Origin of the sequence: Streptomyces sp. NPDC101178 (assembly GCF_044767965.1) — a bacterium.
Classification (GTDB): Bacteria; Actinomycetota; Actinomycetes; order Streptomycetales; family Streptomycetaceae; genus Streptomyces.
Genome location: NZ_JBIWOZ010000011.1, coordinates 215,449 through 227,447, shown reverse-complemented (window position 1 = coordinate 227,447; position 11,999 = coordinate 215,449). Strand labels below are relative to the sequence as shown.

Genomic DNA, 11,999 nt, shown 5'->3' with positions numbered 1-11,999 from the left:
CACGCCCCTCGCGACCCCGCCGCGCGGCGCCTCCCTCTCCGCCGCGCGGAGGTGGTTCGCGCCGGCCTGGCGCGCCTGGGGGGGGGGGGGCGCCGCGGCCCCCCCCCCCCCCCACGACCTGGACATCCGCCTCACCTACCGCTTCGTCCGCGACACCGTCTGGGTCGCCGCCTCCTGGTACCGGCCCGGCGGACACCACAGCCCCGAGGAGATCGCCCGCCAGTACCTGTCGATGGTGCTGGACGGGATCGCTCTGCGCACCTAGCCCCCTCTCGATGACCGAGGAGCAGCAGCCATGGCCGAGGCCTACATCGTCGAAGCGGTACGGACACCCGTCGGACGGCGCAAGGGAGGCCTCGGGACCGTCCACCCCGCCGACCTCGGCGCCCATGTGCTGCGCGAGCTGATCGCCCGCTCGGGCGTCGACCCGGCGGCCGTGGAGGACGTCGTCTTCGGCTGCCTGGACACCGTGGGACCGCAGGCCGGCGACATCGCGCGTACGTCATGGCTGGCCGCCGGGCTCCCCGAGGAGGTGCCGGGCGTCACCGTCGACCGGCAGTGCGGCTCCTCGCAGCAGGCACTCCACTTCGCGGCCCAGGGCGTCCTCTCCGGCACCCAGGACCTCGTGGTGGCGGGCGGCACGCAGAACATGACCCAGATCCCCATCGCCTTCGCCTCCCGCCAGGCCGCCGAACCCCTCGGCCTCACCGAGGGCCCGTACGCGGGCAGCGAGGGCTGGCGCGCCCGGTACGGCGACGCGCCCGTCAACCAGTTCCACGGCGCCCAGCTGATCGCCGAGAAGTGGGACATCAGCCGCCGGGACATGGAGGAGTTCGCGCTCACCTCCCACCGCCGCGCCGTCCGCGCCATCGACGAGGGCCGCTTCGCCCGCGAGACCGTGGCGTACGGGGACGTCACCGTGGACGAGGGCCCGCGCCGCGACACCACCCTGGCCAAGATGGCCGCCCTCAGCCCCGTCCTGCCCGGCTCCACGATCACCGCCGCCTGCTCCTCGCAGGTCTCCGACGGGGCCGCAGCCCTCCTCATCGCCTCAGAGCGTGCCGTCGCCGAACACGGCCTGACCCCGCGCGCCCGGATCCACCACCTCTCCGTACGGGGCGAGGACCCGATCCGCATGCTCTCCGCGCCGATCCCCGCCACCGCGTACGCCCTCAAGAAGACCGGCCTCACCATCGACGCCATCGACCTCGTCGAGATCAACGAGGCCTTCGCGCCGGTCGTCCTCGCCTGGTTGAAGGAGACCGGCGCGGACCCCGAGCGCGTCAACGTCAACGGCGGGGCCATCGCGCTCGGCCATCCGCTCGGCGCGACCGGCGCCAGGCTGATGACCACGCTCCTGCACGAACTGGAACGCACCGGCGGCCGGTACGGGCTCCAGACCATGTGCGAGGGCGGCGGCCAGGCCAACGTCACCGTCGTCGAGCGCCTGTGACGCCCTCCTCCCGCTGCGGCGTGGCGTGATCCACCACCGGCGGGGAGGACGTGCTACGGTGTTCCCGTTGCAGTTTTGGTACCCATGAACTTTATGTGCGCCTGACGGGAATGCTTCCTCAGGCGCTTTATTGTTTTCCGGCTTTCTCCGGATGGGGCTCAATGCGGCGACTTGGAATCCGTAAAGTGCGGGTTCTCGGCACTGCACCTGTTTTAGGAGAATGACATGGCCACCGGCACCGTGAAGTGGTTCAACTCGGAAAAGGGCTTCGGCTTCATCGAGCAGGACGGCGGCGGCGCCGACGTCTTCGCCCACTACTCCAACATCGCCACCTCGGGCTTCCGTGAGCTCCAGGAGGGCCAGAAGGTCTCCTTCGACGTCACGCAGGGCCAGAAGGGCCCGCAGGCGGAGAACATCGTCCCGGCCTAATTGCCGCGACGCGTACCTCGCTGACCGGGGCCCGCACCGTGAAGGTGCGGGCCCCGGTTTGTGCTGTCCGAGCAACAACCCGTTCTGTGCGCGCATCCTGGGGGCGCACGAAAAGCGGCAGGACAAGCACATCGGCAGTGATCCGAATCCGTAGTTGCCCAGGAATCCCCCAGGAGGGCAATTCCGTATGACCCGTTTCGAACGCCAGGACCGCACCCCCCGCTCCCGCCCGGCCCGTGGCGGCGGCGCTCAGGCACCGTCGGGCAACCGGGGTGGCGGCGCCCGCTCCAAGGCTCCGGCCCGTCGCCGCGCCACTCCGCCGCAGGGCGAGTTCGCGCTGCCGGAGACGGTGACCCCCGCGCTGCCCTCCGTCGACGCCTTCGCCGACCTCGACATGCCGGCCGCGCTGCTGAAGACCCTCGCCGCGCAGGGCGTCACCGAGCCGTTCCCGATCCAGGGCGCGACCCTGCCGAACTCGCTGGCCGGCCGGGACATCCTCGGCCGTGGCCGCACCGGCTCCGGCAAGACCCTCGCCTTCGGCCTGGCCCTGCTCGCCCGCACCGCCGGGCGCCGCAGCGAGCCGCGCGCCCCGCTGGCGATGGTCCTCGTCCCGACCCGTGAGCTGGCCCAGCAGGTCACCGACGCGCTCACCCCGTACGCCACCGCCGTGAACCTGCGGCTCGCCACCGTCGTCGGCGGCATGTCGATCACCCGGCAGTCCGCCACGCTGCGGCGCGGCGCCGAAGTGCTCGTCGCCACTCCGGGCCGGCTCAAGGACCTCATCGAGCGCGGCGACTGCCGGCTGGACCAGGTCTCGATCACCGTCCTCGACGAGGCCGACCAGATGGCCGACATGGGGTTCATGCCGCAGGTCGTCGCCCTGCTCAAGCAGGTGGAGGCGGACGGGCAGCGGATGCTGTTCTCCGCGACCCTGGACAAGAACATCGACCGCCTCGTCAAGATGTTCCTCACCGACCCGGTCGTCCACTCCGTCGACCCGTCCGCCGGTGCGGTCACCACGATGGAGCACCACGTGCTCCACGTGATGGACGAGACGGACAAGAAGGCCGTCGCCACGAAGATCGCCGCCCGCGAGGGCCGCGTGATCATGTTCGTCGACACCAAGCGCGCCGCCGACCGCTTCGCCAAGCGGCTTCTCGCCAGCGGTGTACGGGCTGCCGCGCTGCACGGCGGGCGCTCCCAGCCGCAGCGCAACCGGACGCTCGACCAGTTCAAGAACGGCCAGGTCACCGCGCTCGTCGCGACGAACGTCGCCGCCCGCGGCATCCACGTCGACGACCTCGACCTCGTCGTCAACGTGGACCCGCCGACGGACCACAAGGACTACCTCCACCGGGGTGGCCGCACGGCCCGCGCCGGGGAGTCCGGCAGCGTCGTCACGCTGGTGCTGCCCGAGGAGAAGCGGGAGATGACCCGGCTGATGCAGGACGCGGGCATCGCGCCGCGCACCACGCGGGTCACCTCCAGCGACGAGGAGCTCTCCCGCATCACCGGCGCGCGTGAACCGTCGGGGATCGCGATCGTGGTCGAGGTCCCGCAGCCGACGCCGCCGAAGCAGCGGACGCGGTCGGGCGGTTCGGGTTCTGCCGGTTCCGGCGGCGGCACGGTGCGCTCCGGGAGCCGGGGCCGGGGACGGCGCGGTTCTGGTGCGGGTGGCGCCGGTGGCGGTGCCCAGGGAGGTGGCGCGGGTCGTTCCGGCGGCGCCGCGCGTGCCGGTGGCGAGTCCCGTGGTGCGGGCCGCTCCGGTGCGCCTACGCGGGGGCGTCGCGCCGCGTAGCGGCATTTCCGGCCGTCCGGCACGCACCCAGCCGTCCGGCGCCGCTTGAGGACCGGGGCCACTTCCAGCCCGTCCGGCGATTGAGGACCGGGGTCCGGGGCAGAGCCCCGAAGGCCCCGGACGGGGCTGTCCTCAAGCGCCGGACGGGCTGGATGTGTCGGGTCCGTCCTCAAGCGCCGGACGGGCTGGGGTTGGCGGACGGGCTGGATTGCGTGCCCAGAGCCGTCAGGGTCCGCTCCGCCTCCGCCATCACCCGCCCCACCAGCACCTCCACGCTCGGCAGGTCCTCGATCAGGGCCGCCACCTGGCCGGACGCCATGATGCCCGCATCCGCGCGGCCGTCCACCATCGCCGCCCTCAGCAGCATCGGCGTGTTCGCCGCCATCAGAACCTGGCTCCAGGCCAGCTCCTTGCCGTGCCGCAGCGCCAGACCGTCCCGCACCATCCCCGGCCAGCTCAGCCCCGAGATCCGCCGGAGGCGGGCAGCCTGCCGCACCGCTCGGGACAGGGCACGGACCCGCCCCGCACCCTCCAACCGCGCCACCATCTCCGTACGGAGCATCCGGTGCGGGAGCCCGTCCACGGCCGTCGTCAGCGTGATGTCCCTGACCGTGGCCGCCAGATACCGCGCCTTCACCGCATCCGGCACCGTCGAGTCCGAGGTCAGCAGGAACCTGGTCCCCATCGCCACGCCCGCCGCCCCGTACGCCAGCGCCGCCACCAGCCCACGCCCGTCGTGGAAGCCGCCCGCCGCGACCACCGGGATGTCCACCGCGTCGACCACCTGGGGCAGCAGCACCGTCGTCGCCACGTTCCCCGTGTGGCCGCCGCCCTCGCCGCCCTGCACGATCACCGCGTCCGCGCCCCACGCCGCCACCTTCTCCGCATGCCGCCGGGCCCCCACCGACGGGACGACCACCACGCCGGCGTCCTTCAGCTCCGCGATGAGCTCCTTCGACGGGGCCAGCGCGAACGACGCCACCCGTACGCCCTCCTCCACGATGATCCGCACCCGCTCCCGCGCGTCCCCGGCGTCGGCGCGCAGGTTCACCCCGAACGGAGCGTCCGTCCGGGACCTCACCTCCCGTACGGCGGAACGCAGTTGATCCGGCGTCATCGTCGCGGAGGCCAGGATCCCGAGCGCCCCGGCCCGCGCGGTCGCGGTGACCAGGCGGGGGCCGGAGACCCACCCCATGCCCGTCTGCACGATCGGGTGGCGGACCCCCGTGAGGTCCGTGAGCGCCGTGCGCATCAGGCCCGCACCTCGCGGTTCCGGGTGCCCGAGGGGTCGATGACCTCGCGGATCAGGGCGAGTTCCGCGGGGGAGGGTTCGCGGGTGTACGGGACGTCGGCGGGTACGGTCAGGGCGAAGCCGGTCGCCTCGCGGACCTGGTCCACCGTGACGCCCGGGTGGACCGAGACCAGCCGCATCGAACGGTCCGGGGTCGCGAAGTCGAACACCCCGAGATCGCTGACGACTCGAGGGATGCGGTGGAAGCGCGTGGCGGAAGGGCCCGCCACCTCTGCCCGGTCGTGACCGACCCCGCAGACCATGTCGACCCGCTCGACGAAGACCCGGACCGAGTGCCGGGGGATCCAGTAACTCACCGGGTTGTTCAATGTGTTGACCGGTGCTCCGCGTACGCCCAGGAGTTGACGCGTGGGCTGGTCCCAGTCGCCGATGCAGGAGATGTTCTGGTTGCCGAACCGGTCGATCTGGCTCGCGCCCATCATCACGTGCCGCCGCCCGCCGGTGACCAGGGTGAGGTGCCTGCGGTACGGGAGCCAGCCCTCCACCTCGCCGTCCGCGCCGACGATCATCGCCTCGCCGTCGGTGAGCAGCAGTCCGGGTGCGAAGGTCAGCCGGGCCAGCCGCGCGCCGACGGACGGGACCGCGCCCATCGGGCTGGCCAGGATCTCGCCGTCGCCGCGCCAGGCCTCCGCGCAGGCGATCACGCAGTACTCGGCGCGGGTGATGTCCTTGACGGCGGACGGGGTCATTTCTGCTCCTCGTGCCATGTGCGGACCGCCTGGTGGTAGCTCGTCTCGTCGCCGTCCGGAGGCAGGAAACGCGCGCTGAACTCGGCCCAGGCCCCCGGATCGGCCGCCGCGGCCGCGTACGCCTTCTGGAACGGCTCGTCGCGCGGCTGGTCGGGAACACATGAGGTGAAGTGCGCGCCGCCCGGGGTCTCCAGCACCCCGGTGACGGAGTGCCGTTGGACGAGGAGGGTCTGCGGCGCCACGGACCCCTTCGTCAACTCCGCGGTCTCCACCAGGCGTTCGCAGGAGACGTACGCCTCGTCCGCCGCCTCGCAGAACAGATCGTCGAAGTACGGGTCGGGGCCCAGGTACTGGCCGTTGCCCAGCCGGTCCGCCCGGTTCAGGTGGACCAGTGCCGCGTCCAGCCGCAGGGCCGGCATCGCGACGAGCTCCTCGCCGTCCTCGTACGGTGAAGTCACCGTGCGCAGATCCGGGTTGACCCGCATCACATCGGAGCCGAGCCCCGCCCGCACCGGCAGGAACGGCAGCCGGTTGGCGGCCGCCTGCAGCCCCCACAGGAACATCGCCTCGTCGATCTCCGTCAGGGCGAACGCCCCGCGCTGCCGGGCCGCCCGGTAGTGCGGCTCCAGCGGGATCGAGTCGAGCGTCACGAACGCCGTGACCAGGCGGGAGATCCGGCCGGCGGCGGCGAGCAGTCCGACGTCCGGGCCGCCGTAGGAGACCACCGTCAGATCGGTGACGGGGGAGCGGAGCAACGCCCGCACCAGAGCCATCGGTTTGCGGCGCGAGCCCCAGCCGCCGATGCCGATCGTCATGCCGCTGCGCAGCCGGGCGGCCACCTCGTCGGGCGTCATGGTCTTGTCGCGCGCGGCGGACACCGTACGGGAGCGGGCTCGGTCGGCGCTCATCTCTCAGGCCTCCTTGCCGAAGGTGTCACGGACCCGGTCGGCGGTGCCGGACAGGCTCGCCTCGAAGGTGAAGCCCTGTTCGTAGCGGTAGCTCCGGCGTACGTCGACGGGATCGATGCCGTTGAGCGCGGCCTTCGCCAGCCGCAGCAGGTGTCCGTCCTTACGCGCGATCTCCACGGCCAACTCCAGTGCCACGTCCAGTAGTTCATCCGGCGGGACGACCCGCCAGACCGAGCCGTGGGACAGCAGCTCGGCCGCCGTCACCGTGCGGGCGGTGTAGTACAGCGTCCGCATCAGATGCTGCGGGACCAGTCGGGCCAGATGGGTCGCCGCCCCGAGCGCGCCCCGGTCCAGCTCCGGCAGGCCGAAGACCGCGTCCTCGCTCGCCACGATCGCGTCGGCGTTCCCGACGAGGCCGACACCGCCGCCGAGGCAGAACCCCCGCACGGCGGCGACGACCGGGACCTCGCACGCGTACACGGCCTCGAACGCCTCCGCGCAGCCCCGGTTGACGCCGATCAGGGAGCCGGCTCCCGGGTCGCGCTGCAACTCCTTGATGTCCACACCGGCGTTGAAGCCGCGCCCGGCGGCGGCCAGGACGACACACCGTACGTCCGGGTCGCGGCCCGCGGCCCGGACGGCGTCGGCCAGGTCGTACCAGCCCTGTACGGGAAGGGCGTTGACGGGCGGATGGTCGACGGTGACGACACACACGCCTTCGGCGCCGGCCGGATGTGCGGTGGAGACAGTCATCGGAGGATCAGCTACCTTTCCACCAAACATTTGTTAGGTGGACGGTAGCAGTCACGCCTCCGGCCGCCAACCAGGCCCACGCGAACGGGAGATGCGATGACCTCATCCACCAGCGGACGGCTCTGCGCGGGCCGGGTCGTCGCCGTCACCGGCGCCGGACGCGGCCTCGGCCGGGCCCACGCGCTCGCCTTCGCCGCCGAAGGCGCCCGGCTCGTCGTCAACGACCTCGGCGTCGGCCCCGGCGGCGACGGCCCCTCCGCGGGACCCGCCCGCCGGGTCGTCGCGGAGATCGTGGCGGCGGGTGGCGAAGCGGTCGTCCACGACGGCGACATCGCCACCACCGAAGGCGCCGCCTCCCTCGTCACCACCGCACTGGACGCCTTCGGCCGCCTCGACACCCTGGTCAACAACGCGGGCTTCCTCCGCGACCGGATGCTCGTCAACCTGGAGGAGGACGACTGGGACGCGGTCATGCGCGTCCACCTCAAGGGCCACTTCCTGCCGCTGAAACACACCGCCGCCCACTGGCGCGCCGAGGCCAAGGCGGGCCGCCCGCCCGCCGCCCGGGTGGTCAACACCAGCTCCGGCGCCGGACTCCTCGGCAGCGTCGGTCAGAGCAACTACGCGGCCGCCAAAGCCGGAATCGTCGCCCTGACCCTGGTCGCGGCCGCCGAACTCGGCCGCTACGGAGTCCACGTCAACGCCCTCGCCCCGGCGGCCCGGACCCGGATGACCGAGCAGACCTTCGCCGCGACGATGGCGGCCCCGGTAGAAGGTCGATTCGACGCGATGGCCCCCGAGAACGTCTCGCCCCTCGTCGTCTGGCTCGGCTCATCGGCCAGCGACGGCGTGACCGGCCGCGTCTTCGAGGCCGAGGCGGGCCGCATCACCGTCATGGAGGGCTGGCGCCCCGGCCCCACCGACGACCGGGGTGTGCGCAGGTCCCCGGCCGAGGCGGGTGAGGCGGTGCGCCGGCTGCTGGCGGACGCGGAGGCGCCGCAACGGGTGTACGGGGCGTCGTAAGGGAAGGCGCGGACCACGGGTCACGGCGAAACTCGCTTGCGGAGGCGTCCGCGCTCCCGGTATCCAGCACAGGACACCGAGGAGCGCACGATGACACGGCACGGCCCGCTGAACGAGTTCTGCTGGATGGACCTCAAGACCCACGAGTGCGGCCGGCCCCGCGCGCGGCTGAGGAGCCCGCAGGGGCCGACCTTCCGCATCCACCCGCTGGGCCTGTGAGCCCCGCGCCCGTCCGGTGGCGCGACCCGGCCGCGTACCGAGAGGATCACCACATGCCCGCCTTCCTGGAGACCGACCGCCTGGTGCTGCGCCCGTTCACCGCCGCCGACGCCCCTCATCTGCTCGCCCTCGACAACGACCCCGAGGTCATGCGGTACATCAACGGCGGCCGGCCCACCACCGCCGACGCCATCCGGGAACGGACCCTGCCGAGGCTCCTCCACGACCACCCCTGCACCGGCACCCGTGGGTTCTGGGCCGCGGAGGAGAAGGCCGGCGGCACCTTCCTCGGCTGGTTCGAACTCCGGCCCCTCGCCGACCACGACCCCACCGTCGTCGAGCTCGGCTACCGGCTCAACCGGGCCGCCTGGGGCCGTGGTTACGCCACCGAGGGCGCGCGGGCCCTGGTGGACAAGGGGTTCACCGGCCTCGGGGCGGAGCGCGTGACCGCCAACACCATGGCCGTCAACGCGGGATCCCGGCGGGTGATGGAGAAGGCGGGTCTGACCTTCCTCCGCGCCTACACCGAGGACTGGCCGGACGCCATCGCGGGTTCGGAGCACGGTGAGGTGGAGTACGTGCTCACGCGGGCGGAGTGGGAGGCCCGTCGGCCGGGCCGGTAGCACCGTCGGCCGGACCGGCTCCACCACCACGCACCACCTCCTCCAGCAGCGCCGCGATCTCCGCGTGCCCCGTGTGCCGGTCCACCCCCGCCGCCGGCTCCCCGTCCCGCAGCAGCTCCACGGTCACCGTCTCCTCGCCGTCGACCACCTCGCGCCGCACCACCGCGTCGAGCCCGGTCCCGTACGCCTCCTCCAGCTGCCCCAGCAGCTCCCGCTCCAGGTCCACCCCAGCCGGCCGCCGCGCCTCGGCCAGCGCCACCCCGGCCACCGCTTCCTGACCCCGCGCCCCGGCCCCGTACTCCAGCAGCGCCCGCACCGTCCGCACCGAGCCGCGCTGCGCCGCCAGGACCAGCATCGGCTCGCCCTGCGGGCCCGGCAGCAACGGGTCGGCACCTCCCGCGAGCAGCGCCTCCACCGTGGCGGCGTGGCCGAGACCCACCGCCCAGCGCAGCGCCGTGAACCCGAACTCCTCGGGCAGATCCGGCCGCGCCCCGGCGGCCAGCAGCGCCTCCACCACCTCGGTGTGCCCGCCGCACGCCGCCCCGCACAGCGGCAGATCGCCCGCCTCGGGGCCGCTCGCCCGGTCGGGGTCGGCGCCCGCCGCCAGCAGCAGCCGTACTGTTCCGGGCAGGTCCTGGACCGCCGCCAGATAGAGCGCCGTCGTGCCTTCCTCGTCGCTCGCCTCCGCCTGCGCACCCGCGCGCAGCGCCCGAACGACAGCGTTCTCGTCCTCGTACAGCGCATCGAACAGGCTTGGTTCGTCCCTGATCGGCTCGTTCGTCATGCTTCGACCCTACGGTGGCCGAAATGATGCTCAGGTGTCGCACTCCAGTCGCGTACGACACAGCCCGCACCGCGCGACCACCCGCCCCCGCACCGGGAGCCGGATGCGCTGGTGGCAGGTGGGGCAGGCGAAGGAGACCCGCAGGCCCTCGCCGCCGGACTCGAAGGCGTACGGAACATCCGGGGCCGCGGCCGTACCTGGATGGTCCTGGGCGTACCGGCGGTCCTTGGCGTACCGACGCCGTCCCGCCCAGCCCGCCGCCGTCAGCGGAGGCCGGCGCAGATCGTGCAGCGCCTGCGCCCGGCCCTTGGTGTACGCCGTGTACGCCTGCGGGCTGGTGAACCACGGCGAAGGGTCCTCGTCGAACGCCAACGCCCGCTTGGCCAGGACGTATCCGAACTCCTCCGGCGTCAGATACCCCAGCTTCTGCCGGGAGGCCGCGTCCTCCCGGAAGGCGTCCAGCAGCAGCCAGCCCGCGCCGAGGTAGGCGGTCACCGTGTCGGTCAGGATCTCGTTGTCCCGTGTGCCGGGGAACTCCAGGCCGAGCCGGTGCAGCAGGACATGGGTGATCTCATGCGCGAGCGCCGCGCCGATGTCCCTGCGGTGGGTGCGGAAGCGGTCGTTCAGCTCGATGAAGTACTCGGGACCCGCGGTCAGTTCCACGCTCGCCGCGTGCTCCATCGTGCGGAAGCCGACGATCATGCGGGCGTCTGGCAGGCGGAGGTGCTGGACCAGGGCCCGGGCCACCCGCTGGGCGCCGAGATGGAGGTCGTCCGCGTCGGAGAAGGCGGCGTCGGCCGGTACCAGGCTGGTGCCGTAGGAGTGGACGCCGTCGGAGGAGAGGCGCCGGTACAGCGCGGTGATCGCGGACCGGACCGTCTCCAGATGCGGAAAGCCGTGGACGACCGGTGCGCCCGGACTGCCGTTGCTCATGTCCGTACCCCCATCCGCTCCGGCCGGGAACCCCCGTCCCCGGCCGGTCTCCACTGTAGGCCGGGGTGTCCGAGGGCCGCGGGAATCGCCGGGGGCGAGCTTGGCCGAAAAGTGCGCCTTGTGGCAGCGGTGAACGGCTCCCGATAATCGGATTGCCTTGACGGGTTCATGACCAAGTCATGGAGTCGTCCCGTCGTGGTTCCCACCGCAACCCCCCACGAAAGAAGGCAGTCCGTGAAGCAACTCCTGCGTGCGCTGAAGAGATGTTCCGTCGTCGTCGCCACCGTCGCGATCGCCGTCGTCGGCCTCCAGCCCGTCACCGCCTCGGCCGCCCCCAACCCCGTCGTCGGCGGAACCCGCGCCGCCCAGGGCGAGTTCCCCTTCATGGTCCGGCTCTCCATGGGCTGCGGCGGCGCCCTCTACGCCAAGGACATCGTCCTCACCGCCGCCCACTGCGTGAACGGATCGGGCAACAACACCTCGATCACCGCCACCGGCGGCGTCGTCGACCTCCAGTCGCCCAACGCCGTCAAGGTCCGCTCCACCAAGGTCCTCCAGGCCCCCGGCTACAACGGCACCGGCAAGGACTGGGCGCTGATCAAGCTCGCCCAGCCCATCAACCAGCCGACCCTCAAGATCGCCACCACCACCGCGTACAACCAGGGCACCTTCACCGTCGCCGGCTGGGGCGCCAACCGCGAGGGCGGCAGCCAGCAGCGCTACCTGCTCAAGGCCAACGTCCCGTTCGTCTCCGACGCCGCCTGCCGCTCCGCCTACGGCAACGAGCTGGTCGCCAACGAGGAGATCTGCGCCGGCTACCCCGACACCGGCGGCATCGACACCTGCCAGGGTGACTCCGGCGGCCCGATGTTCCGCAAGGACAACGCCAACGAGTGGGTCCAGGTCGGCATCGTCAGCTGGGGCTACGGCTGCGCCCGGCCCGGCTACCCCGGCGTCTACACCGAGGTCTCGACCTTCGCCTCCGCCATCGCCTCCGCGGCCCGCACGCTCTGACGCCGGTGACCACCACCCGCCACCCCGCGGGTGGTGGTCACGGCTGAACCATCCCGCGGAT

Annotated in this window: 13 protein-coding genes and 1 pseudogene; 8 read left to right on the top strand and 6 right to left on the bottom strand. The window is 72.6% G+C overall.

The annotated features are described in order from the left end of the window. From ACIRR8_RS28400 to ACIRR8_RS28385, 4 genes and pseudogenes are all read left to right on the top strand, one after another. Positions 1-265: pseudogene (locus ACIRR8_RS28400) on the top strand (TetR family transcriptional regulator); the annotation flags it as partial. 30 nt (positions 266-295) lie between these two features. Beyond that, entirely contained in the window at positions 296-1,453 is a 1,158-nt protein-coding gene (locus ACIRR8_RS28395; RefSeq protein ID WP_404070106.1) for an acetyl-CoA C-acetyltransferase, read from the top strand. Between the two features lie 225 nt (positions 1,454-1,678). Continuing rightward, positions 1,679-1,882: a cold-shock protein gene (locus tag ACIRR8_RS28390; RefSeq protein WP_003969786.1), complete on the top strand. Its 204-nt coding sequence runs from the start codon at positions 1,679-1,681 to the stop codon at positions 1,880-1,882. A gap of 187 nt (positions 1,883-2,069) precedes the next feature. Further along, complete coding sequence (locus ACIRR8_RS28385) at positions 2,070-3,680, top strand: DEAD/DEAH box helicase (RefSeq protein WP_404070104.1); 1,611 nt, start codon at positions 2,070-2,072, stop codon at positions 3,678-3,680. A gap of 169 nt (positions 3,681-3,849) precedes the next feature. Here ACIRR8_RS28385 and ACIRR8_RS28380 read toward each other — a convergent pair whose 3' ends face one another. From ACIRR8_RS28380 to ACIRR8_RS28365, 4 genes are read right to left on the bottom strand one after another with little or no spacing between them, the layout of a single operon-like run. Continuing rightward, a complete protein-coding gene (locus ACIRR8_RS28380; protein ID WP_404070102.1) occupies positions 3,850-4,932 on the bottom strand; it encodes an NAD(P)H-dependent flavin oxidoreductase in 1,083 nt (360 codons plus the stop codon). After that, complete coding sequence (locus ACIRR8_RS28375; protein ID WP_404070100.1) at positions 4,932-5,681, bottom strand: CoA-transferase subunit beta; 750 nt, start codon at positions 5,679-5,681, stop codon at positions 4,932-4,934. Before ACIRR8_RS28375 ends, ACIRR8_RS28380 begins: the two co-directional genes overlap by 1 nt. Continuing rightward, entirely contained in the window at positions 5,678-6,589 is a 912-nt protein-coding gene (locus ACIRR8_RS28370; protein WP_404070098.1) for a CoA transferase subunit A, read from the bottom strand. Before ACIRR8_RS28370 ends, ACIRR8_RS28375 begins: the two co-directional genes overlap by 4 nt. A gap of 3 nt (positions 6,590-6,592) precedes the next feature. Next, entirely contained in the window at positions 6,593-7,342 is a 750-nt protein-coding gene (locus tag ACIRR8_RS28365) for an enoyl-CoA hydratase family protein (RefSeq protein WP_404070096.1), read from the bottom strand. Between the two features lie 96 nt (positions 7,343-7,438). Here ACIRR8_RS28365 and ACIRR8_RS28360 point away from each other — a divergent pair, with 96 nt between their 5' ends. The 3 genes from ACIRR8_RS28360 (at position 7,439) to ACIRR8_RS28350 (ending at position 9,207) form a co-directional block, all read left to right on the top strand. Continuing rightward, a complete protein-coding gene (locus ACIRR8_RS28360; protein ID WP_404070094.1) occupies positions 7,439-8,365 on the top strand; it encodes an SDR family oxidoreductase in 927 nt (308 codons plus the stop codon). Between the two features lie 90 nt (positions 8,366-8,455). Next, positions 8,456-8,584, top strand: coding sequence for a hypothetical protein (locus ACIRR8_RS28355; protein ID WP_404070092.1), 129 nt, complete (start codon positions 8,456-8,458; stop codon positions 8,582-8,584). A gap of 53 nt (positions 8,585-8,637) precedes the next feature. Continuing rightward, positions 8,638-9,207 (top strand): GNAT family N-acetyltransferase, encoded by a 570-nt coding sequence (locus tag ACIRR8_RS28350; protein ID WP_404070090.1) that lies wholly within the window; start codon positions 8,638-8,640, stop codon positions 9,205-9,207. On the opposite strand, the gene ACIRR8_RS28345 is transcribed toward ACIRR8_RS28350, so the two are convergent. Both ACIRR8_RS28345 and ACIRR8_RS28340 read right to left on the bottom strand, forming a co-directional pair. Continuing rightward, the gene (locus ACIRR8_RS28345) at positions 9,167-9,991 is read right to left on the bottom strand and encodes an ankyrin repeat domain-containing protein (RefSeq protein ID WP_404070088.1); all 825 of its coding nucleotides are present in this window, start codon (positions 9,989-9,991) and stop codon (positions 9,167-9,169) included. The genes ACIRR8_RS28350 and ACIRR8_RS28345 overlap by 41 nt on opposite strands. A gap of 30 nt (positions 9,992-10,021) precedes the next feature. Next, complete coding sequence (locus ACIRR8_RS28340; protein ID WP_404070086.1) at positions 10,022-10,924, bottom strand: hypothetical protein; 903 nt, start codon at positions 10,922-10,924, stop codon at positions 10,022-10,024. 234 nt (positions 10,925-11,158) lie between these two features. On the opposite strand from ACIRR8_RS28340, the gene ACIRR8_RS28335 reads away from it, so the two are divergent. Beyond that, positions 11,159-11,938, top strand: a complete 780-nt coding sequence (locus tag ACIRR8_RS28335) for a S1 family peptidase (protein ID WP_404070084.1) — start codon at positions 11,159-11,161, stop codon at positions 11,936-11,938. Positions 11,939-11,999: the final 61 nt, after the last annotated feature.

Excerpts from the sequence above, each read along its gene's own strand:
- ACIRR8_RS28370 (WP_404070098.1), bottom strand. The coding sequence starts at position 6,589 with ATGAGCGCCGACCGAGCCCGCTCCCGTACGGTGTCCGCCGCGCGCGAC.
- ACIRR8_RS28355 (WP_404070092.1), top strand. The coding sequence starts at position 8,456 with ATGACACGGCACGGCCCGCTGAACGAGTTCTGCTGGATGGACCTCAAG.
- ACIRR8_RS28395 (WP_404070106.1), top strand. The coding sequence starts at position 296 with ATGGCCGAGGCCTACATCGTCGAAGCGGTACGGACACCCGTCGGACGG.
- ACIRR8_RS28365 (WP_404070096.1), bottom strand. The coding sequence starts at position 7,342 with ATGACTGTCTCCACCGCACATCCGGCCGGCGCCGAAGGCGTGTGTGTC.
- ACIRR8_RS28340 (WP_404070086.1), bottom strand. The coding sequence starts at position 10,924 with ATGAGCAACGGCAGTCCGGGCGCACCGGTCGTCCACGGCTTTCCGCAT.
- ACIRR8_RS28390 (WP_003969786.1), top strand. The coding sequence starts at position 1,679 with ATGGCCACCGGCACCGTGAAGTGGTTCAACTCGGAAAAGGGCTTCGGC.
- ACIRR8_RS28345 (WP_404070088.1), bottom strand. The coding sequence starts at position 9,991 with ATGACGAACGAGCCGATCAGGGACGAACCAAGCCTGTTCGATGCGCTG.
- ACIRR8_RS28360 (WP_404070094.1), top strand. The coding sequence starts at position 7,439 with ATGACCTCATCCACCAGCGGACGGCTCTGCGCGGGCCGGGTCGTCGCC.
- ACIRR8_RS28375 (WP_404070100.1), bottom strand. The coding sequence starts at position 5,681 with ATGACCCCGTCCGCCGTCAAGGACATCACCCGCGCCGAGTACTGCGTG.
- ACIRR8_RS28350 (WP_404070090.1), top strand. The coding sequence starts at position 8,638 with ATGCCCGCCTTCCTGGAGACCGACCGCCTGGTGCTGCGCCCGTTCACC.
- ACIRR8_RS28380 (WP_404070102.1), bottom strand. The coding sequence starts at position 4,932 with ATGCGCACGGCGCTCACGGACCTCACGGGGGTCCGCCACCCGATCGTG.
- ACIRR8_RS28385 (WP_404070104.1), top strand. The coding sequence starts at position 2,070 with ATGACCCGTTTCGAACGCCAGGACCGCACCCCCCGCTCCCGCCCGGCC.